The organism is Brevundimonas sp. M20 (assembly GCF_006547065.1).
In the GTDB taxonomy this organism is placed as follows: Bacteria; Pseudomonadota; Alphaproteobacteria; order Caulobacterales; family Caulobacteraceae; genus Brevundimonas.
In genome coordinates this window covers 3,043,248-3,069,166 of sequence record NZ_CP041243.1, presented here as the reverse complement: position 1 = coordinate 3,069,166, position 25,919 = coordinate 3,043,248, and the positions used below count along the sequence as shown (strand labels likewise).

25 protein-coding genes are annotated in these 25,919 nt (G+C 68.4%); 13 read left to right on the top strand and 12 right to left on the bottom strand.

What is annotated here, in order from left to right; genetic code table 11:
- Window positions 1-2: 2 nt before the first annotated feature.
- Genes FKQ52_RS15120 through FKQ52_RS15110 form a run of 3 tightly spaced genes read right to left on the bottom strand, consistent with a single transcriptional unit; the run spans window position 3 to window position 2,165 of the window.
- Window positions 3-434 (bottom strand): SRPBCC domain-containing protein, encoded by a 432-nt coding sequence (locus FKQ52_RS15120; RefSeq protein ID WP_141627936.1) that lies wholly within the window; start codon window positions 432-434, stop codon window positions 3-5.
- Window positions 435-483: 49 nt separating this feature from the next.
- The gene (locus tag FKQ52_RS15115) at window positions 484-1,782 is read right to left on the bottom strand and encodes an MFS transporter (RefSeq protein WP_141627935.1); all 1,299 of its coding nucleotides are present in this window, start codon (window positions 1,780-1,782) and stop codon (window positions 484-486) included.
- 32 nt (window positions 1,783-1,814) lie between these two features.
- On the bottom strand, window positions 1,815-2,165 hold the full coding sequence (locus tag FKQ52_RS15110; RefSeq protein ID WP_141627934.1) for a hypothetical protein: 351 nt from the start codon (window positions 2,163-2,165) through the stop codon (window positions 1,815-1,817).
- A 79-nt stretch (window positions 2,166-2,244) separates the two neighbouring features.
- Between FKQ52_RS15110 and FKQ52_RS15105 the strand changes: the two genes are divergently transcribed.
- Entirely contained in the window at window positions 2,245-3,564 is a 1,320-nt protein-coding gene (locus FKQ52_RS15105; protein WP_240811672.1) for an amidohydrolase, read from the top strand.
- Window positions 3,565-3,628: 64 nt separating this feature from the next.
- Window positions 3,629-3,766 carry a hypothetical protein gene (locus FKQ52_RS16510; protein WP_168196878.1) on the top strand — a complete coding sequence of 46 codons (138 nt, stop codon included), beginning with the start codon at window positions 3,629-3,631 and terminating at the stop codon, window positions 3,764-3,766.
- Here FKQ52_RS16510 and dapE read toward each other — a convergent pair.
- Window positions 3,763-4,953 (bottom strand): succinyl-diaminopimelate desuccinylase, encoded by a 1,191-nt coding sequence (gene dapE, locus FKQ52_RS15100; protein WP_141627933.1) that lies wholly within the window; start codon window positions 4,951-4,953, stop codon window positions 3,763-3,765. The two genes, FKQ52_RS16510 and dapE, sit on opposite strands and share 4 nt — an antisense overlap.
- A gap of 47 nt (window positions 4,954-5,000) precedes the next feature.
- Between dapE and FKQ52_RS15095 the strand changes: the two genes are divergently transcribed.
- Window positions 5,001-5,477: a cupin domain-containing protein gene (locus FKQ52_RS15095; protein WP_141627932.1), complete on the top strand. Its 477-nt coding sequence runs from the start codon at window positions 5,001-5,003 to the stop codon at window positions 5,475-5,477.
- Window positions 5,474-6,766 carry an MFS transporter gene (locus FKQ52_RS15090; RefSeq protein WP_205750794.1) on the top strand — a complete coding sequence of 431 codons (1,293 nt, stop codon included), beginning with the start codon at window positions 5,474-5,476 and terminating at the stop codon, window positions 6,764-6,766. Before FKQ52_RS15095 ends, FKQ52_RS15090 begins: the two co-directional genes overlap by 4 nt.
- A gap of 75 nt (window positions 6,767-6,841) precedes the next feature.
- Here FKQ52_RS15090 and FKQ52_RS15085 read toward each other — a convergent pair whose 3' ends face one another.
- Window positions 6,842-7,864 (bottom strand): 2'-deoxycytidine 5'-triphosphate deaminase, encoded by a 1,023-nt coding sequence (locus FKQ52_RS15085; RefSeq protein ID WP_141627931.1) that lies wholly within the window; start codon window positions 7,862-7,864, stop codon window positions 6,842-6,844.
- A gap of 102 nt (window positions 7,865-7,966) precedes the next feature.
- Here FKQ52_RS15085 and apaG point away from each other — a divergent pair, with 102 nt between their 5' ends.
- Window positions 7,967-8,374: a Co2+/Mg2+ efflux protein ApaG gene (gene apaG / locus FKQ52_RS15080; RefSeq protein WP_141627930.1), complete on the top strand. Its 408-nt coding sequence runs from the start codon at window positions 7,967-7,969 to the stop codon at window positions 8,372-8,374.
- Window positions 8,375-8,748: 374 nt separating this feature from the next.
- Here apaG and FKQ52_RS15075 read toward each other — a convergent pair whose 3' ends face one another.
- Window positions 8,749-9,273 (bottom strand): GcrA family cell cycle regulator, encoded by a 525-nt coding sequence (locus tag FKQ52_RS15075; RefSeq protein ID WP_141627929.1) that lies wholly within the window; start codon window positions 9,271-9,273, stop codon window positions 8,749-8,751.
- A gap of 311 nt (window positions 9,274-9,584) precedes the next feature.
- On the opposite strand from FKQ52_RS15075, the gene FKQ52_RS15070 reads away from it, so the two are divergent.
- From FKQ52_RS15070 to argF, 4 genes are all read left to right on the top strand, one after another.
- A complete protein-coding gene (locus tag FKQ52_RS15070; RefSeq protein ID WP_141627928.1) occupies window positions 9,585-10,406 on the top strand; it encodes an ABC transporter permease in 822 nt (273 codons plus the stop codon).
- Between the two features lie 86 nt (window positions 10,407-10,492).
- Entirely contained in the window at window positions 10,493-11,398 is a 906-nt protein-coding gene (locus tag FKQ52_RS15065) for a M28 family metallopeptidase (protein WP_141627927.1), read from the top strand.
- Window positions 11,399-11,528: 130 nt separating this feature from the next.
- A complete protein-coding gene (locus FKQ52_RS15060; RefSeq protein WP_141628403.1) occupies window positions 11,529-12,701 on the top strand; it encodes an aspartate aminotransferase family protein in 1,173 nt (390 codons plus the stop codon).
- 24 nt (window positions 12,702-12,725) lie between these two features.
- Window positions 12,726-13,640, top strand: a complete 915-nt coding sequence (gene argF / locus FKQ52_RS15055) for an ornithine carbamoyltransferase (RefSeq protein ID WP_141627926.1) — start codon at window positions 12,726-12,728, stop codon at window positions 13,638-13,640.
- 71 nt (window positions 13,641-13,711) lie between these two features.
- Here argF and FKQ52_RS15050 read toward each other — a convergent pair whose 3' ends face one another.
- Window positions 13,712-14,221 (bottom strand): pyridoxamine 5'-phosphate oxidase family protein, encoded by a 510-nt coding sequence (locus FKQ52_RS15050; RefSeq protein ID WP_141627925.1) that lies wholly within the window; start codon window positions 14,219-14,221, stop codon window positions 13,712-13,714.
- Between the two features lie 60 nt (window positions 14,222-14,281).
- Window positions 14,282-14,482 carry a hypothetical protein gene (locus FKQ52_RS15045; RefSeq protein ID WP_240811670.1) on the bottom strand — a complete coding sequence of 67 codons (201 nt, stop codon included), beginning with the start codon at window positions 14,480-14,482 and terminating at the stop codon, window positions 14,282-14,284.
- A 227-nt stretch (window positions 14,483-14,709) separates the two neighbouring features.
- On the opposite strand from FKQ52_RS15045, the gene FKQ52_RS15040 reads away from it, so the two are divergent.
- The 3 genes from FKQ52_RS15040 to FKQ52_RS15030 all read left to right on the top strand — a co-directional run bounded on the left by FKQ52_RS15040 (window position 14,710) and on the right by FKQ52_RS15030 (window position 19,399).
- Entirely contained in the window at window positions 14,710-17,556 is a 2,847-nt protein-coding gene (locus FKQ52_RS15040; protein WP_240811669.1) for a hypothetical protein, read from the top strand.
- 116 nt (window positions 17,557-17,672) lie between these two features.
- Complete coding sequence (locus tag FKQ52_RS15035) at window positions 17,673-18,596, top strand: sulfite exporter TauE/SafE family protein (protein ID WP_141627924.1); 924 nt, start codon at window positions 17,673-17,675, stop codon at window positions 18,594-18,596.
- Window positions 18,593-19,399 (top strand): TIGR02186 family protein, encoded by an 807-nt coding sequence (locus FKQ52_RS15030; RefSeq protein WP_141627923.1) that lies wholly within the window; start codon window positions 18,593-18,595, stop codon window positions 19,397-19,399. The genes FKQ52_RS15035 and FKQ52_RS15030 overlap by 4 nt, the downstream gene beginning before the upstream one ends.
- A gap of 208 nt (window positions 19,400-19,607) precedes the next feature.
- On the opposite strand, the gene hisC is transcribed toward FKQ52_RS15030, so the two are convergent.
- Genes hisC through FKQ52_RS15015 form a run of 3 tightly spaced genes read right to left on the bottom strand, consistent with a single transcriptional unit; the run spans window position 19,608 to window position 22,437 of the window.
- Window positions 19,608-20,696, bottom strand: coding sequence for a histidinol-phosphate transaminase (gene hisC, locus FKQ52_RS15025; RefSeq protein WP_141627922.1), 1,089 nt, complete (start codon window positions 20,694-20,696; stop codon window positions 19,608-19,610).
- Window positions 20,697-20,704: 8 nt separating this feature from the next.
- Window positions 20,705-21,388, bottom strand: coding sequence for a hypothetical protein (locus FKQ52_RS15020; RefSeq protein WP_141627921.1), 684 nt, complete (start codon window positions 21,386-21,388; stop codon window positions 20,705-20,707).
- Window positions 21,388-22,437, bottom strand: a complete 1,050-nt coding sequence (locus FKQ52_RS15015) for a DUF2125 domain-containing protein (protein WP_141627920.1) — start codon at window positions 22,435-22,437, stop codon at window positions 21,388-21,390. The genes FKQ52_RS15020 and FKQ52_RS15015 overlap by 1 nt, the downstream gene beginning before the upstream one ends.
- 154 nt (window positions 22,438-22,591) lie before the next feature.
- Between FKQ52_RS15015 and FKQ52_RS15010 the strand changes: the two genes are divergently transcribed.
- On the top strand, window positions 22,592-23,026 hold the full coding sequence (locus FKQ52_RS15010; protein ID WP_141627919.1) for a VOC family protein: 435 nt from the start codon (window positions 22,592-22,594) through the stop codon (window positions 23,024-23,026).
- A 6-nt stretch (window positions 23,027-23,032) separates the two neighbouring features.
- On the opposite strand, the gene FKQ52_RS15005 is transcribed toward FKQ52_RS15010, so the two are convergent.
- Window positions 23,033-25,900, bottom strand: coding sequence for an ATP-dependent DNA helicase (locus tag FKQ52_RS15005; protein ID WP_141627918.1), 2,868 nt, complete (start codon window positions 25,898-25,900; stop codon window positions 23,033-23,035).
- Between the last annotated feature and the right edge of the window lie 19 nt (window positions 25,901-25,919).

Below are 25,919 nucleotides of genomic sequence, written 5' to 3'. Positions count from 1 at the left end.
GGTCAGGCTTCCGCCGCCGCCTTCCACGCCTCGGCCACGCCGTCGACCGCATGACGCAGGTGCTTGCGGTTCTTGTCGAAGAACATCTCGCCACGCAGGCCCTGGAAGATGAAGCCGTTGGCGGCGATGCAGCTGCCGGGCTCCAGCTCCTCGATCTCGAAATAGCGCACGGACCGGAACCACAGGCCCCGGTTCTCCACCCAGACCAGCTGGGCATAGGGCTGCCACTCGCCGACGCGGGCGACGCACTGGCGTTCCGGAAGGCCCTCGATGGCTTCGATCAGCTTGAGGTCGCCGCCGAAGGCGATGGTTCCGGAGACACCGGTTTCGATCGGGTTCCAGCCGTCCCAGCCGGGCAGGTTCGAGATGACCTCCCAGATGGCGTCCGTCGAGGCCCTGATGCCGATGCGCGTTTCAATCTTGGCGGTGTCCATGCCGCTGATCTGGCACGGCTTGCGAGGCCAGAAAAGGGCGCGCGTGGTCTCAGCGGTTGCCTTCCGGTCCGGGCTGGGATGCGGGCGGCGTTGTCGGCGAGGGGGTCTCGTCCCTGTCCGGGAGATCTGGCGGCCCCGTGCGCAGGCTGGGGCTGACGAAGCACAGGACAGTGGCGAGGGCCAGCAGCGCGGCGTTGGCGATGAAGGGCGCGGGCTCCGCCAGTTCGTACAGGGCCACGCCGATCACCGGCGGCAGCAGGAAGCTGAGGCCTGCCAGCGCCATCATCAGCCCGGCGATCGCGCCCTGCTCGGCCGCTCCGACCGAGAGGGATGATCCTGCGGTGAAGCCGGGCCGGGCGAAACCCAGACCCATCGATACCACCGCGTACCCCATCACCACCCCGTAGTAGCCGGGAGCGGTGATGCTGAGGACATTGCCGATCAGAGCCAGGGCGGCGCCCCAACGCACGAGATCGCGGGGTTGCAGCTTCAGCATCGGGATCAGGCCCCACTGCGCCAGCAAGGTGGCGGCGGCCCCCGCGAACATCGCCAGCGATATGAAGGGATGGGCGTTCTCCAGCGCCGTGCCGGTGGCCGCCATCTCATCAATGACATGGAAGCCAAGCACGGAGATGTTGATCGCCTGCGCCCCGGTGACCAGCAGGCCATACAGCAGATAATCGCGGACACGCGGGTCGCGCCACAGGCCCTTGCCGCTCCGGTCACGACCGCTGGGCGAGGGAACGCGCAGAACCTCGCCGCTCGGCAGCTTGCGCCAGACCACCAGCAGGGCCGCCACGCCGATGGCGGCGAAGGCGTACATCGGGCCCGCCAGTCCGACGAGCGGCAGGATGAACAGCGGCGCCAGCATCGGCCCGATCACGGTGCCGAGCCCTTGCGCCGACGCCAGCACGGACATGGCCTGCGTCCGCTGCTCCGCGCTGGTCCGGTCCGCGATATAGGCCTGTGAAGCGATGGGAGCCGCTGATCCGAAGACGCCGTAGATGGTCCGCGCCATGGCCATCAGGGCGAAGGCGACGCCGAAGCCGAGCCAGCCCTCCAGCCCCGCGGTCGTCGCCAGTCCAAATCCGGTCATCGACAGGATGAAGCCGCCCAGACCGATCATCATCACCTTCTTGCGGCCCATCCGGTCCGACAACCGCGCCCAGAAAGGGGAGGTCAGGGTCCACATCAGGGCGGACAGGGCGAAGGCCGCCGACACCAGAATGTCCCGCAGCTGAAAGGTGCGGCCGATGCTCGGAAGCACGGTTTGCAGGGCGAAATTGCCGGCCGCGGCGATCAGGCTGACCGCGAACAACAGGGCGAAGGCGGGCGAGCGAAGTTTCACAAGCGCAAGCCTAAGCTCTCGGCCGGTTCAGGTCACCCCCGCTGAATGGCCGTCGACGAAGCGCCGGGGCTGTCGATCTCCAGCTCCAGCGCTGTCCGCACCTGCGTAAGATCAGCGCCTTTCGGCACGATCAGCATGGGCGAGGACTGGCGCCCCGCCCGCACCGCGACCACGGCGTTCTTCGGACAGACATCGAAGCAGTCGGTCTCCATGACGACGACCTCGGCCTTGCGTCCCTTGCCCGCCTTCAACGTCTTGCGCAGGGCCTTCCTCAGCGAGCGGTCGCCCTCGGGCCCAAAGCCCTCGCCATCGAGCTTCTTCTGGCATTTTCGGCAGACCAGAACCACGTCTCGCCAGTTGGTCTTCGCCTGCTTCAAAGTCATCCGGGACAGATCGAGAGAGCGTCGGTCTTGCGCAAGGGGCGGGGGGACTGTCACGGTGACGGTCTTGCCGGAGACCGCCATGACCACCCGCCGTCTGATCGCCGCTTCGTCGCTCGCTCTCGGGCTGATCTTCATGGCCGAAGGAGCCGCCGCGCAGGTTCCGCTTTCGCGGGTCGAAGCTGCGGTGGAGCAGGTCAATTCGCGCGTCGTGGAATGGCGGCGGGATCTGCACGCCAATCCGGAACTTGGCTTCGCCGAGACCCGCACCGCCGGGGTGGTGGCCGACCATCTGCGCGCCTTGGGTCTGGAGGTTCGAACCGGCGTCGGGCGGACCGGCGTGGTCGGCATCCTGCGCGGGGGCAAGCCCGGTCGCACGGTCGCCCTGCGCGCCGACATGGACGCCCTGCCCGTCCTCGAGGCCACGGGACTGCCCTTCGCCTCGACCGCGACAGGAACCTACATGGGGCAGACGGTGCCGGTGGCCCATGCCTGCGGTCATGACGCCCACGTCGCCATGCTGATGGGCGCCGCCGAGGTGCTGGCGGGGATGAAGGACGACATCGCAGGAACCGTCGTCTTCATTTTCCAGCCCGCCGAGGAGGGCGCGCCTCCGGGAGAGCCCAAGGGCGGCGCGGCCCTGATGATCGAGGAGGGGGCGCTGCGCGATCCGCGTCCAGACGCCATCTTCGGCCTGCATGTGGTGCCGGGGCGTCCGGGCACGATCTTCTATCGCCCGCAGGGCTTCATGGCGGCGTCCGATCGGGTGGACATCGTCCTGCACGGTCGCCAGACCCACGGCGCATGGCCGTGGAAGGGCGTGGACGTCATCGCGGCCTCCGCCGACATCGTTCAGACGATCAACAGCCTGACCGCCCGCACCATCGATCCGACCACCACGCCGACGGTCTTCACCATCGCGACCCTTGATGCGGGGGTGCGCTACAATATCATCCCGGACACCGCGACCCTGTCGGGCACCCTGCGCACCTTCGACGTCGCCCAGCGCGACGATCTGGTCCGGCGCGCCGGAGTGGCGATCAACAACGTGGCCGAAAACTATGGTGCGACGGCCGAGTTTTCAGTCCGCCAGAACGCCGCCCTGGTCTTCAATAACGCGGAACTCTCCGCCTGGCTCGCCCCGGTCCTGACCGAGGCGGCGGGCGAGGGGAACGTCAATTCGGTCTCTCCGCCGACCACCGTGGCCGAGGACTTCTCCTACCTCTCGCAAGAAGTGCCGGGCGTCTTCTACCATCTGGGCGGCACCCCGGACGGCATCGACCCGGCGAGCGGTCCGCCGAACCATTCCCCCGCCTTCCATGTGAACGAGCGTGTCCTGCCGCTGGGTGTGAAGACCCATGTGCTGAGCGCGCTGCGCTTCCTTGAGCGCCCGGCGTCCTAACCACGTTTCTCAACGCGCGTTCAACGAACCGGGCGCAGCCTCTTCCAGTTGGGAGAGGGATCGGATGCGTCAGTTGCCTGTCAAGCTGCCGCCCGTGCGTCTGGAACGACGGGGCGGGCCGGTGAGGGAGGTCTTCTTCTTCCTCGTCGCCTTCGGCGCGATGTTCGGCGGCGCCTTGTTGGCCCTTGATCTGATCCTTTAGGCGCTACGGACGAAGAAGGTCCGGATCACCCGCTCATAGGTCTTGGCCAGCGCCTCAAGCTCGGCGGTCGGCACCCGTTCGTCGATCTGATGCATGGTCTGGCCGACCAGTCCCAGTTCCAGCACCGGGCACATGGCGCGGATGAAGCGGGCGTCCGAGGTGCCGCCGGTGGTCGAGGCTTCCGGGCGAATGCCCAGTTCGGTCTCCACCGCGTCCTGCACCGCCTGCACGAACACGCCCGCCTGGGTCAGGAAGGCGTCGCCAGAGTGCATGTGCTCGACCTCGATGCGCAGTCCGCTCTCGGTCTGGGCCTTGCCGGCCTCGGCGTTCAGCCAGGCCATCAGGCTTTCACCCGTATGGGAGGGATTGAAGCGGATGTTCAGCCGTCCCCGCGCCTCGGCGGGGATCAGATTGGTCGCGGTGTTGCCGACATCCAGCGTGGTCAGTTCAAGGTTGGAGGGCTGGAAGGCTTCGTAGCCGTCGTCCAGCCTGTGCGCCGCCAACGTCGCCGCCAGCTTGGCCAGCACCGGCACCGGATTGGCCGCGCGGTCGGGGTAGGCGACGTGCCCCTGCTTTCCGTGCACCGTGAACCAGGTGTTCAGTGAGCCGCGACGGCCGATCTTGATCATGTCGCCCAGCCGCTGCTGCGAAGACGGCTCGCCCACCACGCAGGCGTCGATCACCTCGCCCTCGGCCATCAGGGCCTCGACGACCTTCTTGGTGCCGTGCAGCGCGGGGCCTTCCTCGTCGCCGGTGATCAGGAAGGACAGCGAGCCGGGCACATCGCCATCAGCCAGCACCTTCGATACCGCCGCGACCCAGGCGGCGATCCCGCCCTTCATGTCCACGGCGCCGCGTCCGTACAGCACGCCGTCCTTCACCTCGGCGCCGAAGGGAGCGGAGGACCACGCCTCGGTCGAGCCGGTCGGCACCACGTCCGTATGACCGGCGAAGCACAGGTTGGGCGAAGCCGTCCCGCGCCGGGCGTACAGGTTCTCGATCCGCGCATCGGCGCCCACGCCGTCCGGGTCGCCGAAGGCCAGCCGACGGCAGCTGAAGCCCAGCGCCGTCAGGGTCCGTTCCAGCACGTCCATGGCGCCTTCATCAGCGGGAGTGACGGACGGAATCCGGATCAGGTCGCGGGTCAGTTCGACAGGATCGATAACCGGAGTTGATGCATGGCTCATGGTTCCTTGCTTTACGTGGTCCGGGCGATTGGGAGAAGGCTGGAGCCATGCCTAAGATCGACATCGAGAACGCGCCGACCGGACACGGGACAGCCTACCCGGAAGAGCACGCCGGACCGTGCAAGCCGCGCCGCCGCTGGAAGCTGGGCGATGCGGCCGGGCTGACCCAGTTCGGCGTCAACCTGCTGCGCCTGCCCGCGGGCGCCTGGTCCAGCCAGCGGCACTGGCACGCGAACGAGGATGAGTTCGTCACCGTCCTGTCCGGCGAGGTGGTGCTGGTCGAGGAGGATGGAGAGACCGTCCTGCGCGCCGGCGATTGCGCCGGCTTCCCCGCGGGCGTACCGAACGGCCACAAGATCGAGAACCGTTCCGGCGGCGAGGCCGTGCTGCTCGAGGTCGGGACGCGCTCCCCGAAAACCGACGCCTGCGACTACCCTGATATCGACATGGTCCTGCCTGAAGGGGCGGACCGCTACTTCCACCGGGACGGCTCCCCCTACCCGAAATACGATCGACGCACGTGACTGTTGAAAGCCTTGACGCCGGCACGCCCACGCCGCCCGTCCCGCCTCCGCCGCCTGAAGGTCCGTCCAGTCCGTGGGGCATTCGCGACTTCCGCCTGCTCTGGTTCGGCCGCGTGGTCGCCGTGCTGGGCATCCAGATCCAGTCGTCGGCCCTGTTGTGGCAGGTCTATGAGATCGCCCGGCGAGATCATCCGGTGGCCGAGGCCAGCCTGTATCTGGGCCTCGTCGGCCTGTGTCAGTTCCTGCCGCTGCTGGCCTTCACCCTGCCCGCGGGCGCCATGGCCGACCGTCGGGACCGGAAGCAGACCGTCTGGATATCCATTCTGGTCGAGTCCGCCTGTGCGGCCTCCTTCCTCGCCATGGCCATCCATGGTGCGCCTCCGCTGTGGGGTCTGCTCGCCGTCGCCGCCGTCTTCGGCGCCGCCCGCGCCTTCCTGGCCCCGGCCAGTCAGGCCTTCCTGCCGATGGTGGTCGGGCGCAAGGCCTTGCCGCCCGCCATCGCGGCCCAGTCCATCGCCTTCCAGACCGGAGCCATCGCCGGCCCGGCGCTCGGCGGGGTCATCGTGGCGGTGAACGTGCCGCTGGCCTATGCCGTGTCGCTGGGCCTGTTCCTGCTCGCGGTCGCCGCCTTCATCCTGATCCGCACCAGCGGCAGGCCCGCACAGGTTGAGACCAAGCTGTCGCCGCTGGAGTCCGTGAAGGAAGGTCTGGCCTACGTCTGGAAGACGAAGATCGTTCTGGGCGCGATCTCGCTGGATCTGGTCGTGGTCCTGCTGGCGGGCGTGGCCCTGCTGACGCCGATCTTTGCGCGCGACATCCTGCACGTCGGCGCGATCGGTTTCGGCCTGCTGCGGGCGTCGTTCGGCGTCGGCGCCATGACGGTGGCCATTTATCTGAGCCGGTTCCCCATCGTGCAGCACGGGGGGCGCTGGATGTTCGCGGCGGTGGCCGTGTTCGGCCTGTGCACCCTGACGTTCGGCCTGTCGAAGATCGTCTGGCTGTCGGGGTTGGCCCTGTTCCTCGGCGGCGCCGCCGACATGATCAGCGTCAACATCCGCCAGACCCTGATCCAGCTGGCCACGCCCGATCACATGCGCGGCCGGGTCAGCTCGGTCTCCATGCTGTTCATCGGCGCGTCGAATGAGCTCGGTGAGGCCTACTCCGGCCTGATGGTTCGCGTTCTCGGCGCGGTCGGCGCGGCCTGTTTCGGCGGCGTCGGCGCGCTGGTCGCCACCGGCGCCTGGGCCGCGATGTTCCCGGGCCTCAGGAAAGCGGACAAGCTATCCTAGGGTGTGGGGTTCCGGGTGTGGGGTGTGGCGGCAGGAGTGCGAACCGCCAAACCCGACACCCCATACCCACGCCCATTATCCCCACGGCCTGAAGTGTTTCGACAGCTTCAGGCCCTGCTTCTGATAGTGGCTGCCGCCCTCGCCGTAGAGGCGGCTGGGGCGTTCAGTCAGCGGCTCATAGACCAGCCTTGCGACGATCTGGCCGTGCTCCAGCAGGAACGGCGTGTCGTGCGTGCGCACTTCCAGCACGCCCTTGGAGCCCGCGCCGTGCGCCTCGTCCGTGCCGAAGCCCGGATCGAAGAAGCCTGCGTAGTGCACGCGGAACTCGCCGACGGACGGGTCGATCGGAGTCATTTCGGCCGCCTGATCGACCGGGATTTCGACGTCGTCCGACGAGGCCAGGATGTAGAACTCGCCCGGGTCCAGCAGCAGTTCGCCACGACGCAGGGTCAGCGGCTCCCAGAAGTCGCGCGGGTCGTGGCCGTCGATATTGTCCAGATCGACCACCCCGGCGTGGCGGCGGCCGCGGAAGCCGACGATCTCGCTGGCCTGCAGATCGACGCCGACCGAGCGGGTCTCCAGCTTCGGCGGTTCGCCGGCCTTCAGGCGCAGCTGGTTCAGGCGGGTGCCCGGACGGACCAGAATGGAAAAGGTCTGGGGCGCGATCTCGAGATACAGCGGCCCTTCATAGCCTTCCTCGACATCGTCGAAGCTGCCGCCCCGATCCGTCAGCAGGCGGACGAAGACATCCACCCGGCCGGTCGAGCTCTTGGGATTGGCGCGGGCGATCAGGCCCTTGGGCAGGCTCAGTCGCTCCTGCAGCTTGGCGATGTACACGCAGCCCTTCTCCAGTACGTAGCCGGCGGACAGGTCGATGGTGTGCATGGCCACGTCGGCGATGCGGTCCTCGACCTTGCGCTTGCCGGGCAGGAAGGAGGCGCGCACGCGCCAGGCCGTCGCGGACAGGCGCAGGTCCAGACTGGCCGGCTGCACCTGATCGGCGTCGAACGGGGTTTCTGTGGAGATCGCGCCACCGGCGATCAGGGCTTCGATCGACTGGGCCGGAAGAATGCCGGGACGGGGGATGCTCAGGGTCATGCCTATCGCTTACACGAATTCGCGGCCTGTCTCTCTCGCTCCATTCCGCCTCGCGGGCAAGGTCTCGCTTGACGCGGGGGTGAGTTCCGGGACCATTCGCCCATGCACGACACCCCCGCCTATGAAGCCGAGACCGACGGGATCGTGGTTCGTGTCCGGCCCAGCTATCTGGCCGGCCAGTCCGATCCGGACGCCGGGCGCTGGGTCTGGGCCTATCAGGTCGAGATCGTGAACCTGTCTGCCTCGCCGGTTCAACTGGTCGCGCGCCGCTGGGTGATCACCGACGCGCGGGGGCATGTCGAGGAGGTGCGTGGCCCCGGCGTAGTGGGCGAACAGCCGACGATCCAGCCGGGCGACAGCTATTCCTACGCTTCCGGCTGTCCGTTGAACGCGCCGTCGGGCTCGATGGTAGGCGGCTATTCCATGGTCGATGATCTGGGCCGCATGTTCGAGGTCGCCATCCCCGCCTTCAGCCTCGACGTTCCGGGCGAGAGACGGGTGCTGAACTAGCTTTGTCGGTGGGGCCTTGGGCGGCTGCCGGAGCGACGAGTGGTTAGTGGCTGGTGATTGGTGGATGGCGGTCGCTGACAGTGAGCCAGTCGGGCGTGGATCGCGGTCCAGGTCACCCACTAGTCACTAACCACCAATCACTTGCAGTGCTGGGTGCTCGACGGCCTTACGCCGGAGCCTGCGCCATGCAGAAGAGGTGAGGGGCTGCGTCAACCCGGATAACCGCAGCCCCCGCCCCCGGCGTCATCGCCGCGGCGGGCGGCGTCAACGCGGACGGCGGCCCCCCTAGGGGCCATCTGTGACAGCCGTGTGGCTGGATAAAGAAAAGGCGGCCCGCCGGGTGGAGCGAGCCGCCTTCGGCAGGCCAGAACGACCTAGATGTAGCGGCGCAGGCTGCGGGCCAGTTCCGAGGCGCCGTCCTTGCCGCCCTTGCGGACCTGCGGCTGGTAGGCGACGCGAGCGTGTTCCATGCAGTAGACGCCTTCCGAGGCGCGGCGGCCGCAGAAGCTGAACTCGGCCGACGACGGGTCGCCGATGGGCCATTTGCACATATGGGCGCCGAGGGTCATGACCGTGGCGGTGCCGGGCAGGTCCGGGATCGGCGCGGGCGGCGGAGCCACCGGCGCGACCGGGCGAGGCTGGGCGGCCTCGATGCGGCGCGGAGCTGACGGCGCCTGGGTCGGCTGCGGCGTGGGGCGCGGGCGCGACGGGCGGAAGGTGGCGCGGGCCGGTTGCGATGGCGCGGCGCGGCCCGACAGGCCCAGACGGTGCACCTTGCCGATGACGGCGTTACGGGTCACGCCGCCGCCCAGTTGCTTGGCGATCTGGCTGGCCGATTGGCCTTCAAGCCACAGCTTTTTCAGCGCGCCGACGCGATCTTCGGTCCAGCCTGCGGTCATGGTCGCCCTCCGGGGATTCAACATATGGGGTCGGTATGTCCCTTCTGTGGGGCCGACCTACTCCTAATCGTAAACTACCTCTTAAAACGCGCAATATGTGGGAATTGGTCCGTCCACAGGAACTACATCTGGTATGGTTAAAATGGTCCCGGAGCTGGGACCGGGGCGAGGTTTCGGTGAGCGATTGGCGAAAAGTGCGCGACGGCGTGAGCGCGTCCCGGCTTTGTCGCTCACCTCCCTGCTCAATTTTCACTTGTCACCCGCCCGGCGACGCCTTGCGCATGGGGTCTCGTGGGCGCATCTGGCCGCACATGACCGATCTCGCCTCCACGCGCCCGTCCGGGCTCCCGCAGCCGCGCCGCTATGACGGCGTCAACTGGGAGGGGGTGAAGACCCTGTATCTCAAGGAGGTGCGGCGCTTCTGGAAGGTCGGCGCCCAGACCGTGGCCGCGCCGGTGGTGACGACCCTGCTCTACATGCTGGTCTTCGTGGTGGCCCTGAAGGACTCGCGCCCGCCCATCGACGGTACGCCCTTCGCGGAGTTCGTGGCGCCGGGGCTGATCATGATGGCGATCCTGAACAACGCTTTCGCCAACGCCTCGTCCAGCCTGATCCAGGCCAAGATCATGGGCACGGCGACCGATTTCCTGACCCCGCCGCTCAGCCCGCTGGAGTTGACCATCGGCTTCTCGCTCGGCGCCGCGACGCGCGGCATCGCCGTGGGTCTGGTCACCGCCGTCTGCGTGATGCCGTTCGCGAAGCTGGGGGTCAGCAATGTGCTGGTCATCGTCTGGTTCGCCCTGACCGCATCCCTGCTGATGGGCATGGTCGGCGTCTTCGCCGGTCTGTGGGCCGAAAAGTTCGACCAGCTGGCGGCGGTCCAGAACTTCCTCATCATGCCGATGACCTTCCTGTCCGGCACTTTCTATCTGGTCGACAACCTGCCGGAGCCCTTCGCCACGATCAGCCACTGGAACCCGATCTTCTATCTGATCGACGGCTTCCGCTCGGGATTCATCGGTCATGCGGAGGGCAATCTCTGGATCGGTCTGGGCATGAGCGCCGTCCTGACCCTGATCCTGTCGGTCGCCTGCTGGGCCGTGTTCAAATCGGGCTGGCGCCTCAAGAGCTGAGGTCTCCCCGGAGCTACACTCCTGCGCCTATGGTCGCGCGACGATCCAGCGGCTAGCAAGGGCGTCAGCCAACAGGAGGGGGTTCCATGCTGATCCAGTCGCTACTCGCGCTTTCGCTGCTGACCGCGCCGGTCCAGGACGACGCCCTGACCGCCGAAGGTCAGGCGATCGAGACCGCGATCCAGGCCTATGCCGCCAAAACCAATGACCAGCGTCGCGAGATCGTCGTGGCCCAGCTGCGTGAACAGGGCTTCGCGCCGCAGCTGGCGTCCTTCCAGGGCGGCAACGAACGCACCGGCCCGCGTCCGGGCGCAAATGTGGTCGTCACCGTAGGCGAGGGTGACAAGGATATCGTGCTGACCGCCCACTTCGACGCCGTGCCGCTGCGGGACGGCTCCATGTCGCAGGGCGTGGTCGACAACGCCGGTTCGGTCGCAGCCCTGATGGAGGCCGCCGGACTGATCAAGGCGCAGGTCGAACAGGCGCCGGGATCATATCGTTACGTGTTCGTCTTCACAGATCAGGAGGAGCTGGGTCTGATCGGCGCCCGCAAATGGCTGGAGATGCAGGACAAGAGCCGGATTCACGCCGTCATCAACATGGACGTGAACGCCTATGGCGAGACGCTGATGTATGGCGAGAACGTCGGCGAGGCCTCGGCCTTCGTCCTTCGCGCCATGCGGACGCAGTGCGCCGAGCGGGCCTTCGATTGCGTCGCCTTCCCCAACTATCCGCCCAGCGATGACCGGGTCTTTTCAGCCCTCGGTTTGCCGGTGATCTCCATCGGTTCGCAGGACGCGGTCGGTGCGCACCAGATGTGGCTGGCCTTCAACGGCGGCCAGTCGAACGGTCTGGCTGAAGGCTTCGTGCCGCCTGTCTTCCAGCGCATTCACTCGGCCGATGACCGGATGGAGTGGGTCGACGGCGACGACATCCTTCGCACCGCGACCTTCGTTGCGGATCTGGCCCTGCGGCTGGCGCGGGACGAGTGATCCCTGTGGCCGGTGTTGACTAACACCGGCGCGCATCCGACAAGACCGGACACTTTTTATCGGCTCCGTCGCGCCCCGCGACGGGGCCGTCTCGCTTTTGGAGGTCCGACCCGTGTCCCAGGAACATCTGATGGGTGTCTACAACCGTGCGCCGCTGGAAGTGGAGCGTGGTCTGGGCGCGCGTCTGTGGTCGACGGACGGCACGGAATATCTGGACTGCGTCGCGGGCATCTCGACCAATGGCCTCGGCCACGCCCACCCCAAGCTGGTGCAGGCAGTGACCGAGCAGGCCCAGAAGCTGTGGCACGTCTCCAACATCTTCCGCATTCCGGGTCAGGAAGCCCTGGCTGACGCCCTGTGCGAAAAGTCTTTCGCCGACGTCGTCTTCTTCACCAACTCGGGCACCGAGGCGGTCGAGTGCGCGCTGAAGACGGCGCGCAAGCACCACGTGGCCAATGACCAGCCGGAGCGGATCGACATCTACGGCTTCGACGGCTCGTTCCACGGCCGCACCTATGGCGCGATCAACGCCGCCGCCAATCCGTCGTACACTGAAGGCTTCGGCCCGAAGATGGAGGGCTTCCACCAGCTGCTGTGGGGCGACAAGGCTGCGCTTGAGGCCGCCTTCCGGAACCCGACCACGGCGGCCATCATCCTCGAGCCCGTGCAGGGCGAGGGCGGCTGCCGCGCCACGCCGGACGAGGACCTGCGCTGGATGCGTGAGCTGGCCGACGAGACCGGCGTGCTGATCATCTTCGATGAAGTCCAGTGCGGCATGGGGCGGACCGGAAAGCTGTGGGCCCACGAATGGGCCGGCATGACCCCGGACATCATGGCGGTGGCCAAGGCCCTGGGCGGCGGCTTCCCCATCGGCGCCTGCCTGGCCACGGCGAACGCGGCCAAGGGCATGACCGTCGGCGTTCACGGCTCGACCTTCGGCGGCAACCCGTTGGCCATGGCGGTCGGTCAGGCCGCCTTCTCGGAACTGTCGAAGCCGGAGACCCTGGCCCACGTCAATGAGATCGCCGGCTATCTGAAGCAGCAGCTGCACGGCCTGCAGCAGCGCTTCCCGGACATCATCGTCGATGTGCGCGGCAAGGGCCTGCTGATCGGCGTGAAGCTGGTCCCGAACAACCGCGAATTCATGGGCTGGGCGCGGGATGAGCAGCACCTGCTGGTCGCCGGCGGCGGCGACAACTGCGTCCGCATCCTGCCGCCGCTGGTGCTGACGCTTGAAGAGGCCCGGGAGGCCGTCGAGCGTTTCGAAAAGACCTGCGAGTTCGCGCGGACCAAACTGGCCTGAGGCCCGACAGATCTGGAGGGCCCGATGGTCCGTCACTTCCTCGATATCTACCGGCTCGAAGCGGAAGAGCTGCGCGCCATTCTTGATGACGCCCATGCCCGCAAACAGGCTCGCAAGGGCTGGCCGCAGGGCCGCGCCGACGCTGACGCTCCGGCGAAGGATCGTGTGCTGGCCATGGTGTTCGAGAAGAATTCGACCCGCACGCGCTTCAGCTTCGACGCCGCCATCCGCCAGCTCGGCGGTTCGGGCATCATCGCCAACGCCGGCGACATGCAGCTGGGCCGCGGCGAGCCGGTTGAGGACACCGCCAAGGTGCTGTCGCGTATGGTCGACGCGGTGATGATCCGCGCCAACAGCCATGAGGATGTCGAACGCTTCGCCCGTGTCTCGACCGTGCCGGTCATCAACGGCCTGACTGATCGTTCGCATCCCTGCCAGATCCTGGCCGACCTGCTGACCATTGAGGAACATCTCGGGCCGGTCGCGGGCAAGACGATCGCCTGGGTCGGCGACGGCAACAACGTCTGCCACAGCTTCATGCACGCGGCGCCGAAGTTCGGCTTCCGCCTGCAGGTCGCCTGCCCGGCCGAGTACCATCCCGACCTGCACGACCTCGCCCGGGGCGGCAATCACGTCGTCCTGACCAGCGATCCGCGTGAGGCCGTCGCCGGCGCCGACGTCGTCGTCACCGACACTTGGGTGTCGATGGGCGATCAGGACTATGAGGCCCGTCTCGAGGCCTTCGACGGCTATGGCGTCGACAATGCCCTGATGGAGCTGGCCAACGACGACGCTGTCTTCCTGCACTGTCTGCCCGCCCACCGTGGGGAGGAGGTCACGGACGCGGTCATCGACGGCCCAAGATCGCTCGTCTGGGACGAGGCGGAAAACCGCATCCACGCCCAGAAGGCCGTGCTGGCGTGGTGTTTCGCGGGGTGAGGGCGACAGGCAGGTCGGCGGTCGGCAGCGGGAGAATGGCTCTCTCCGCCGCCGGCCGGTGATCCTGCTGCCTACTGCAGGTTCACGTCCGCCACGCCGCCCGCATCCGGGGTGGTGTTCGTGATGTTGGCCTTGGCGACCTCATAGGCGAATTTGAAGAAGCCGCCCTCGTTGACCCAGACGCGACCGTCGTCGGCGTCGAAGCGCAGCAGGGTCAGGTGCGGATCGTCCTTGCCCTCGGGATACCAGGCGGCCAGCACGGGGTTCCAGTGACGGTCGATGATCTCGCGGTCACGGCCGTGCACCGACAGATCGCCATGGATGCAGGCCCAGACGTTCTGGTCCTTCGAGCCGTAGTGGAACATGGCGCTCTGCCCGCCGGGCAGGGCCGCGTCCTTCGCCAGATCGGTATCGTCGCGGGTGAAGAACCAGATCGTCCCGGTCTCTTCCTCGCGGAAGGCGGTCATCGGCTGGGCGTGATAGCCGGGCTGGTCGAGGCCCAGCAGGCCGGTGTTTGACTTCTTCAGGCTGTCCCAGAAATGCTTTTCTGCTTCGGCGGCGGTGAGGGTCTTGTCGCCCATGAACGTCTCTCCTGTGATCGGGGTGATCATGGAAGCGTTGGGCTCCGGACCGGTTCCGGTTCAGAGTTGTCGCTGCGGCAAACCCAGCAGGGCGGCGACGTGGACCAGCAGCAGCACGACCGCCGCGCCGCCCATGACCATGATGAAACGCCAGGGGGCCATGCGCACCTTCTGGCTCGGGTCCCATGGGCGCGCGCCGCGCCAACCGGCGAAGACGGTGATCGCCAGGGCGACGGCGGCGAGGATCAAAGTCAGGCGCATGTCCATCCGCGCCACGTGGACCGCGGACGACGCGCACGCAAGGGGGTGAAATCCTTGACGGGAAGTTAATCTTCACCGGACGTTAACCATGCTTGCGGCATCGATACGGTCGGTGTTCGGCCTTTCCACAGGAAGGTGTGGGCGGTTCTACATGTTGGGGTTAACCACGCGTTTACACCCCTGATCTGGCGCACTAGCGTCCGAATCAAAGGTCGGGAGTCGAATCAGTGAGCGCAGCTGCGCCGTGGAGCGTGAAGGGGATAGACCCCAAGGCTCGCGAGATCGCCAAGGACCTCGCGCGTCGCTCCGGCATGACGCTCGGTGAGTGGCTGAACTCCATGATCATGGAAGATGGCGACGAGGACGAGGGGTATACGCCCTTGCCGCGTCGGCCCCATGCCGCCGACATCTTTGAGCGCCGCGGCCGTAGCCGTCGTCTGGACGACGCCTACGGGGCGGACGAGGACGCGCACCGGCTGGGCGCTTCGATCGACGCTATCGCCGCCCGCCTCGAAGCTGCCGAGCGTCGCTCGACCGTCGCCATTCAGGGCGTCGATCAGGCTGTCGCCGGTCTGGTCCGCCGTCTGGAGGCCGCCGACCAGGACGGGCGTCAGTACGGTCGCCGCATCGACGACCTCGCCGACGAGCTCCGCGAGGGGCATCGTCGGCTGCGCAAGTTCGAAACCGAGGTCGGGCCGAAGACGGCCGAGACCTTCAACAAGGTCGAGGCCGGCCTCGGCGCGCTGGCCGGTCGCCTCTACGACATCGAGGAGCGTCAGCGCACCGGTGTCAACGAACTGCGCCAGCGCATGGAGACGGTCGAGAAGCTGGCCGGTCCCGGCGCCGGTTCGGACCTGCTCGCCCAGGTCGGCGCCCGTCTGGATCAGGCGCAGGCCCGCACCACTGAAGCACTCAAGGGGCTGGAGCGTTCGTTCGCCCATCTGGACGAGCGTTTGCGCGCCGCCGAAGGGCGCGTCGAGCCCGAGGGCGTGCGCGAGGCCGCCCGTTTCGAGAAGCTGGCCGAGACGCTGAGCCGTCAGGTCGAGGCCAATCGCAGCGAGATGATGCGGCGGCTCGACACCGCCGAGTCCGAGAACCGCATGGACCGCATCGAGCGGGCCGTCCTGTCTCTGGGCGAACAGCTCAAGACCTCGGAGACCCGCTCCGCCGGGGCTGTCGAGGCCATGGGGCGCGAGGTCCTGCGCATCGCCGAGAACCTGAACGGTCGCGTCGGTCGGATCGAGGCTGGCGTTGACGCCCGCGTCGAGAAGCTGGGTGAAGCCCTGACCCGCAAGGTCGAGGGCGACATGGGCCGTCTGGCCCAGGGACTGCAACAGGGGCTGGAACAGCGTCTCACGGCTTCGGACGACCGCCACGCCCTGGCGCTCGAGAAGCTGGGCGGCGAGATCACCCGCATCTCGGATCGCCTCAGCGAGCGCATCGCCCAGTCCGAGCGCCGTTCGCAGCAGGCGCTGGATGACATCGGCCGCCGTCTGGCTGACAGCTCGACCCGGATCGAGCAACGCTACGACCGCGCCTCCGGCGAACTGGCCGAGCGCATGCGGCTGTCGGAAGAGCGCACCGCCGCCCTCATCGCCGAGGCGCGCGAGAATATTGAACGCCGCGCGGAGGTGAAGCCGGAGCCGGTGGTGGAGGCCGCGCCTGCTCCGGTCGCTGACGCCCAGCCCGACTGGCGCGCGGCGGCCTTCCCGGATGCGGCCTTCCCGGATGCTCCCTTCCAGGGGCAGACCTTCGATGATCCGGACCCGCTCTATACCGAGCAGCAGGCCTGGTCGGCGGATCTGGCTCCGCCCGAGCCGGAACCGGTGGCTCCCGCCGCCTTTGTGCCGGATGAAGACCCTGAGGTTCTGACCGCTGACACGGTGTTCGACGCCGTCATGCGGGGGCCGCGCACCGCGCAGGAACAGGGCCTGACGCCCTTCGGCAGCCGTGAGGCCGTCGCGGAGCCTTTCGCCGGTTCTCTGGCCGAAGAGATCGACGCGCCGCATACGCCGGTCTTCGCGCCGCCGCACGCCGCTGCCCAATCGGCGGGGCCGTTCGGCCAGAATTTCGGCGGGGCTGATGTGTCGGACGCCCTGGCCGCCACTGCGCCGGAAGGCTTTGACGGCGGGCCGGACGACTATGCCGCCGAGACCGAGTTCGTGGATCCGCGCGCCCTGCGCGCCGCCGCCGCTCAAGGGCGCGCGGCCAATTCGACCCGTCAGGCCATCGACGCCGCTCGCGCCGCCATGGCTGAGCCCGAGGAGGCGCCGGCCCGTAGCGGCTTCGGCCTGAAGCGCGGCGGCAAGTCGCGCCTGCAGGAGCGTCTGGATAAGCAGGCCTCCAAACAGGGCAGTGCTGTGCGCAAGGCCCTCGGCGCCTCGGCTGTCGCCGTGGCTTTGACCGCAACGGGCGCGATCGCCTTCAACGAACTCACGGACTCGGGCATCCAGATCCCGGGCCTGCCGGGCGCTGAAGCGCCGGCTCCGGTCGCCGCCCTGGCCGCGACGCCGGTGGTGGCGTCGCCGGAAGATCGCGCACGTGCCGCTGACCTGTATCAACAGGCCATCATCAAGCTCGATGCCGACGACGCCACGGGCCTCGATGCGCTGAAGCAGGCGGCTGAACTCGGCTACGCGCCGGCCCAGCTCTATATCGCCAGCCTGTACGAGGAAGGCCTGAAGGGCCTGCCGGCGGACCTGCCCAAGGCGCGGGCGTGGACCCGTCGCGCGGCGGATTCCGGCAATCCGCGCGCGATGTTCGCTTACGGCATGCACCTGTTCCAGGGCACCGGCGGCCCCCGGAATGCGGATGAAGGCCTGAACTGGTTGACCCGCGCCGCCGAGGCGGGCGTGGTCGACAGCCAGTTCAACCTGGCTCAACTGTATGAAACCGGCGAGGGCGGGGTTCAGACCGATCCGGTCGCGGCCTTCAAATGGTATCTGATCGCCTCGCGCGCCGGAGACAGCGCCGCACAGGACGCGGTCGAGCGACTGCGGACCAGCCTTTCGGTCGAGGATCGGGGCAAGGCGCGCGCGGACGCGGATCGCTTCACCGTCGAACCCGTCAACTGACGCAATCGACCCGACTTTCGAGCGCTTCGGGTTGCACCGGAGGCCCGAGGCGTTCAGGACAGTTCCACCGTCGCCTTTCGGGCGTTTGACCTCAGTTCCAGCCGAAGGCGCGTCCTTTGGATATCTATTTGCCGATCGCCGAGGTTTCGGTGAACTGGCCGCTCCTGGTTTTGCTGGGCGCGACGGTCGGCTTCGTGTCCGGTTTGTTCGGCATCGGCGGGGGCTTCCTGATGGCCCCCATCCTGATCTTCCTCGGCATCCCGCCGTCGGTGGCCGTCGCCAGTCAGGCCAGCCACGTCGTCGCTTCCTCGACCTCGGGTGTCATCCACTACACGTCGCAGAAGCAGGTCGATTACAAGATCGGCGGGCTGATGGCGCTCGGCGGCGTGCTGGGCGCCTTCGTCGGGGTTGAGCTGTTCCGCTACCTGCGCCTGCTCGGGCAGGCCGATCTGGTCGTGGCCCTGTCCTACCTCCTGTTCCTCGGATCCATCGGCGCCCTGATGCTGCACGAGAGCCTCGGCCAGATTCTGCGCCGGGTCAGGGGCGAGGTGACCCCCCACAAGGAGCGCCGTCGCCCGCTGTGGCTTTATGGCCTGCCCCTGCGGATGAAGTTCCCGCGCTCGGGCCTCTACATCAGCGCCATCCCGCCGTTCGCGCTTGGATCGTTCGTGGGGATTCTGTCGGCCATCATGGGGGTCGGTGGCGGGTTCATCCTGGTGCCCGCCATGCTCTATGTCCTGCGGATGAAGGCCAGTGTGGTCGTCGGGACCAGCCTGTTCCAGATCATCATCACCACGGCCATCACAACCATCCTGCAATCGGGGCGGAACCAGACGGTGGATATCGTCCTGTCGACCATCCTGCTGCTGGGCGGGGTCGTCGGCGCCCAGTACGGCGCCCGGCTCTCGGGCCGCTTCCGCGCCGAGGAGCTGCGCCTCCTGCTGGCCCTGATCGTCCTGCTGGTCGGTATCTACATGGGGCTGGAGCTGTTCGTCCGGCCGTCCGACCTGTTCAGCTTTGCTCCGGGGGTCGCGCAATGATGCAACTCCCGCCGCCGCCCCCGGCCGTCGAGGCCCCGGCCCCCGAACGTTCGGTGGCCACGACCCAACAGGTCCGCGTCGCCGCCGCCATGACCGATGCGCGGGTCATGGTCGACTCCAGCTTCCGCGGCGCCTCCATCGTCCTGTACGGCGCGGTGTTCAACCCGACCGAGACGCCCGCCGACGTGGTCGTGGTGGTGCGCGGTCCGGACGGTCCGGTGCGTCTGGTCAAGAAGACCCGCAACACCGGCGTCTGGTTGAACAGCCGTCCCGTCCTGTTCGAGGGCGCGCCGGGCTTCTACATGACCGCCTCGACCCGGCCGCTCAGCGACATCGCCGACTTCGGCCAGCTGCGCCGACTGGGCGTCGGGGTTGACCACCTGCGCATCGCCGCCCCGGAGGAAAGCCGCACCGTCACCCGCTACGGCGTCCGCGACGTGGTCGTCAGCCGGATCGGCGAGGACTATCTGGACTACCGCCGCGCCGTGATCCGCCTGCGCGAGGCGGCGGCTCTCTACAACAGCGACCCGCAGGGGGTCCGCTTCGTGGATCGCGGCCTGTTCCGCGCTGAGGTCGAACTGCCCGCCGTCGCCCCGACGGGCCAGTATTTCGCCGAGGTCTGGCTGTTCCAGGAGGGTGAGCCGGTCTCGGTCAGCAATCTGACGCTAACCGTCGAAAAGGTCGGCATCGAGCGCGACATCTTCGAATTCGCCCACCGTCGCCCGTGGACCTACGGCGTCCTCTGCGTGATCCTGGCCATGTTCACCGGCTGGGCGGCCAGCCGGATCTTCCGGCGGAACTGATGGGCGACCTCCCTTCTCCCGATGGGAGAAGATGGCGGGGCGGAGCCCCGTTGAATCAGGGTCGGCTGTGTAAGTCCGGCCCAAGCCGGCCGCGAAGAGCGGCAACGCGGCTTATCGCCTGTGCCGATGATCGACCCTCACCCTTTCGCCTTACCGGTCGCTTCGCTCCCGGAGGCTCAAGCCCTCTCCCATCGGGAGAGGGAGGCAATCAGCGCGCCGCGAATTCGCTCAGCGCGTCCAGCACAGCCCGGTTCTGGTCTTCGGTGCCCACGGTGATGCGCAGGCAGTCGGGCAGGCCATAGCCGCCGACCGGGCGCACGATGATGCCGCAGGTGTTCAGATAGTCGTTCGCGGCGGTGGCCGTGGCGGCGTCGGCGAAACGGACCAGAATGAAGTTGCCGGCGCTGGGGAAGACCTCGAAGCCGAAGCCCTTGATCGCCTGCGTCAGGCGCGGACGCCAGTTCTCGACCAGCTCCAGCGAGGCCTTCTGGTGCGCTTCGTCCGACAGGGCGGCGACGGCGGCGTCCAGACCCGCGACCGAGACGTTGAACGGCAGGCGGATGCGGTCCACCGCCTCACAGACCTTCAGCGGCGCATAGCCGAAGCCGATGCGCAGGCCGCCCAGACCGTGAATCTTGGAGAAGGTGCGGGTGACGACGATGTTGTCGGCGTCCTTGGCCAGCGGGAAGCTGGTCTCCCAGTCCGGGGCGGTCACGAACTCGGCGTAGGCCTCGTCGATGACCAGCAGGATGTGCGGCGGCAGCGCGGCATGGAGACGGCGGGTCTCCTCGGCGGTGTTGTAGCTGCCGGTCGGGTTCGACGGGCTGGAGATGTAGACGATCTTCGTCCGCGCATCGACCTGCTCGAGGATAGCGTCAACTTCGGCCTTGAAGCCCGGCTCCGGGGCCAGCTTCACCGACGCCTGATTGGCCAGCGCCGAGATGCGATAGGCGAGAAAACCGTACTGGCCGGTCACGATGTTGTCGCCGGCTTCCAGATAGGTCTGGTTCAGCAGGGCGAAGACCTCGTCCGAGCCGTTTCCGAAGATCAGGCGCTCGCCGTCCAGGCCGTGGTGCGCGGCGACGGCGTCGCGCAGCTTGCCCGCGCGACCGTCCGGATAGATGTGGATGTTGCCGATGGCTGCCGCATAGGCGTCACGCGCCTTCTGGCCCGCGCCCAGAGCGTTCTCGTTGGATGACAGCTTCATCGGCTCGGCGACGCCGTCGATCCTCGACTTGCCGCCGACGTAGGGCGCGATGTCGAGGATGCCGGGCTTGGGCTTGGGGGCTGCGGTCATGGAAGCTCTCAGAACAGGGGGGCGGCGCCGATGACGCCGGACAGTTTGCCGGGCGCGTTCGCGAGCCGACCGTCTTCGGCCTGCACATAGCCCGCCAGCACGAACAGCTTCAACCCGCCCGATTCGATCAGGGGCGTCGCGGCCAGTCCCGCGTCGGACAGGGCCTCGATGATCCGGCTGTTCGGCGCGGCGCTGTCGGTGGCCCAGAAGGTGCGGTCATCGCCGGTCGGGCCGGGCTGGGTCTGCTGCACCATCAGGGATCGTGGCAGGCCCGCGCCGTGATCCGGCAAGGCTGCGACCACGCGCAGGTCCGGCTCGGCCAGCAGGCGGCCGAACCAGGCGTTGGAGGGCGCGAGGTCCATCAGGGCCCGCCCGCCTTCGCGCACGGCTTTCAACGCCGCCTCGGGCTTGGCCGCCATTCTTGCCGACAGGCCATAGCGATCCGCCGCCAGCACCTGTGAGGCGGCCCCCCAGACGATCAGGCGCGGTCCGCTGGCCGCGTCCAGGCGGCCCAGAACCGACCGGGCGGCGGCGATCTCCGCGGGCTTCAGCCCCTTCAGGACCTCACGCAGCGCGATGGCGTCCGCGTCCACGGTCGGACGCTGTCCGGCGGCCAGCCGCGCCCGCACGGCCTGCGCCAGCGCACGATCCAGCGCCAGCCGCCTGGAGTCCTCGGGGGGCTCGGTCAGCATCAGAACAGCTTGGGCGCGGGGGCCAGCGGGAACAGGCCCAGCCAGGTCCGGCCTTCCCGGAATTCCAGCGTCAGCTCGACCGGGCGGTCACCGCTGGCGGCGGTCGCGGCGGCGGCGCCGACGGCTCCGGCGCGATTGACCTCGCCCGACGGCGCACGGGCCATGCCCGCCACAACCGGTCCCGGCTGTTCGGCGGTCACGGCGACCTGTCCGCGCAGTCGTCCAGCGGCATCCGCCGACAGGGCGTCGCTGGTCAAAAGGGCGCGGCTCTCGCCCGCCGTCAGCTCGCCGCGCACGCCGGTGAACCGACCGCCTGCCTGAGTCCAGTTCGAGAAGATGCCGGCGGCGTTCGGGCCCTTCAGGCGGCTGGCCTGCTGGATGGTGCCCTCCAGCGCCAGCGACAGCTTTCCGTTCTGCGCGGCGCTTTCGACCGGGCCGCCTTTACGGCCCCGCGCATCGACCAGATTGAACAGCACATCGAGGGCGTCGGTCGTGGCCTGTCCGTCGGTCAGGTGCGGGCGGGTCTCCATCTGGATGTGCTCCGCCGAAGCGATGGGGAAGGGATCCGCGCCCGGCTGGGGCGTGAAGGTGCTGCGCACGAACTCCAGCCGCAGGTCGGGGAAACGGCTGCGCAGATGGCTGACGCTCATCCGCAGGGCGTCGCCGGTGACATTGACCTTGCCCTTTTCCGCCCGGGTCAGGGTCAGGCCGTCAGGGGCGATGATCACCCAGTGATCCGGATTCCAGGCATTGGCTTCCGCCACAAGCTCCGGCGCGGCCACGCCGTGCCCGGAGGGCGCCAGCACGTCTGCCTGCGGCAGGGACACCCGCACCCGGAACGGCCATCCCGTCGTGCTGACTTCGCCGTGCCGGATGGTCCAGCCGTCCTTATTCAGGGTCGTGACCTGCGCCGCCAGCCGCGTCTCGATCTGCTGCGCGAGGTAGAACCACCAGCCGGTCCATGCGGCCAGCAGGACGCCGACCAGCACGAAGGGACCGACGATCCCGCGGCGGGGATGGCGATAGGGCTTTTCGGGGGCGTTGCTCATTCAGGGTCCGGCGGAAAACGGGGGTCCGAAAGTCTGGAACGTCTGAGGCGGAGGAAGGGGCTGTATGCGGATGCTGCCATCCCCTGACAAGCGCCTGCCTTACGGAACGGCGCGAACGACGGTCCGTTCGGCTGTAATCAAGGAAAAGAGCGCCATGGAAACCCAATCCCTGCATCGCGGCCGTCTGGTTGATCACATCCAGCTGGTGGTCGCCGACCTTCCGGCGTCCCGCCGTTTCTATGACGCGGTTCTGGGGGCTTTGGGCATTCCACTGGGCGGGGAGGCCGAGAGCTATTTCTGGGCGGATGAGCTGTTCGTCTCCTCCGCCGAAAGCGCGGCGGCCACCGGCCATCTGACGGGGCGACACCATCTGGCCTTTCAGGCGAAGGACCGGGCCATGGTCGAGGCCTTCTACAAGGCGGGTCTCGCGGCCGGGGGCGCCGACAACGGCGCGCCGGGCGAGCGGCCCTATCATCCGGGCTACTACGCCGCCTTCCTGCTGGACCCGGACGGCAACAACATCGAGGCGGTCTTCCACGGTGAGGCCCGGCGGTCGGCCGACAGCGTCGAGATCACCTTCGAGGCGTGACGCCGATCAGGTCGAGGGCTTCAGGAAGCCGCCGACCAGTTCCACCGCCTCGGCCAGCCCCATGCGCAGCACCTCCGTGCCCGGCGGCAGGCTGGCGAACAGGCGGGTCGGGCAGGCGGCGTCCAGCATGACGAACACGCCCTTGTCGTCCGCCCGGCGGATCAGTCGCCCGAAGGCCTGTGACATCCGGGCGCGGGCCAGGGCGTCGTCATAGGCGCGGCCCTGCGCGGAGGAGCCGCCGAACTTCTCGCGCCGGGCCTTGTGCAGCAGGTCAGGTCGCGGCCAGGGCACGCGGTCGAAGGCGAGGATGCGGAGGCTGCGCCCCGGCACGTCCACGCCGTCCCGCACAGCGTCGGTGCCCAGCAGGCAGCTGTCCTGCTCGGCCCGGAACACATCCACCAATGCGCCGACTTCCAGCGGATCGACGTGCTGGGCGTAGAGCGGCAGGCCCGCCTTGGCGAGGTCCGGCCCCAGCCGCTCATAGACCGCCTTCAGTCGCCGGATGGCGGTGAACAGGCCCACGCCGCCGCCTCCTGCAGCTAGGAACAGTTCGCGCATCGCCGCCGCCGTCTGGCGCGTGTCGTCCTTGATCAGGTCGTTGACGACGATGACCCGGCTGTTCTCCGCATAATTGAACGGACTTTCGACTTTCAGCGTCCGGGCGGGCTCGATCAGTCGCGCGGAGCCGGTTCGCATCCGCGCCAGATCGAACGGATCGTCCGCCCCCGGATCAGACAAGGTCGCGCTGGTCACCAACACCCCGTGCGAGGGCATGATCACCGCCGCCTCCAGCGGCACGGTCGGGTCGATCCAGTGTCGACGCAGGGCGACGTCGGCGATCCGCCCGAAGGCGGCCTCCGCGCTCAGCCAGTCGACGAAGTCCGGGTCCGGCTCGCCGGTGTCATTGTCCAGCGCCGCCAGCATGGAGCGCCAACCGGGCAGGGTCATCCGGCCGCGCCGATCCAGCCCGCGCAGCGCCCCTTCGATCCGCGCCCGCGACGCGCCGTCCAGCTCGACGGACTCGTCATCCAGAATGTCTTCCAGATGCCGCGACAGGGCCAGCAAGGGAGCTTCGACCGCCGCCAGCGCGCGGGCGGCCTCCCGCGCCGCGTCCAGCACCGGATCGGTCACCGGACGCAGGGAGCATTCCAGTCCGAATTCGACCCCGCCGGGGCCGCCGCCCTCCCTCGTCCGGGCGCGGAGCTGTTCCAGCGCGGCGACCAGAAAGCGCTCGATCGGACCGATCGGATTGACCTCGCCCGAGGCCGGGGCGATCCGCCCGGACGCCCCTTCGCCCGGCAGTTGGGCCGCCGCATGGATGGCGTCCTGCAGGGCCTTGGTCGCCGCCTCGTTGTCAGCGCACAGATCGCCCAGCCGCTGTTCCAGCCCACGCCCGCGCCGACCGCGTCCTTCCGGGCCCCGGATCCACCGACGCAGTTCGGCGGCCTCCTGTCCGGACAGGCAGGCCGAGAAGGCGCTGTCGGCGGCGTCGAACAGATGGTGGCCTTCGTCGAAGACGATCCGCTTCAACGCCGCCGTCTCCCCATCCTGCTTCAACCCGCGGGCCGAGCGCGCGCCGTCGAACGCGGCCTGGGTCATGACCAGCGCATGGTTGGCCACCACCAGATCGGCCCGGCGGCTGGCCCGGATGGTCTTTTCGACAAAGCACAGGCGGTAGTGGGGGCAGGCGGCGTGCACGCACTCGCCGCGCCGGTCGACCAGATTGGCCGGGCTGGCCTGCTGCGCCGTGGGCGTCGCGAACAGGCCGGGCAGCCAGCCGGGATAGTCGCCGCCGGTCATGTCGCCGTCGCGCGAATACAGGGCCCAGCGGCCCGCCAGCGCCATGGCGATCGGATCGCCGCTTCCCAGCTGCGCCGCCTGCACCATCTCCTGCAGGTTCAGCAGGCACAGGTAGTTCTCCCGCCCCTTGCGGACGACGGCCTTCTTCTTTCGTTCGGCCGCATCAGGCCAGAGGCTGGCGCTCTCTCGGTCGATCTGGCGTTGCAGGGCGCGGGTATAGGTCGAGACCCAGACAGCCCCTTGGTTGCGCTCGGCCCAGACGCTGGCGGGTGCCAGATAGCCCAGGGTCTTGCCTGTTCCGGTCCCGGCCTCGGCCAGCAGCACCCGCGGGCGGCCCTCCTCATTGCGGGGCGAGAAGGCGTAGGCGGCCTCGGCGGCATAGTCGGACTGGGCCGGGCGGGTCTCATCCAGTCCGGAGGCCTGCAACAGCTTCTCCAGCCGGATGCGCGCGCTCTCGCTGTCGACCGGGGCCGATCCCGCCTCGCCGCGCGGCGCCTCGTCCTCCCATTCGCTCAGCCGTGACCAGACATCCAGACCGCTGCCGCGATGCTGGCGCGCGCGCAGGGGGTGATGTTGCAAGGCGCCCGCCACCCGCCAGGACCACCCCCAGCCGGCCCGCGACAGGGTCTCGTTCAGGGTGAAGGCGTCCTCGCGCTGGGGATAGGCCGGATCAGCCAGTTCCCGCAGCAGGCCGTCGGCGGCGGCGCGCAGGGCCTCGGCCTGCGCCTCCGGCCCCCTGGGCTCCGCCTGACCCATTGCCAGAGCCAGTCCTGTGGGAGAGGGCGCGCAGAACCTCGCGGGGCGCACGAAGGCGAACAGTTCCAGCACATCCAGCAGATCGCTTGAGCGGGGCGGCGGCGCGATGCCCAGCCGTCGGGCGGTCAGGCTGGCGTGGGCGACCAGCACCGGCGCCCCGGTGAACAGACCCTCGGCGGCGCCCCGCCCGATCTTGCGCGTCCCGTCCTCATCGCAAACCGCCCCCGCACCCGGCGGCACGGCCAGCGCGACGGGAAGGGCCAGCCACGGCTCGGCGCCGGTCAGGGCGGTGGAGGAGGTGAAGGAGTCGATCGTCACCGTCTCCAGATAGCAATTC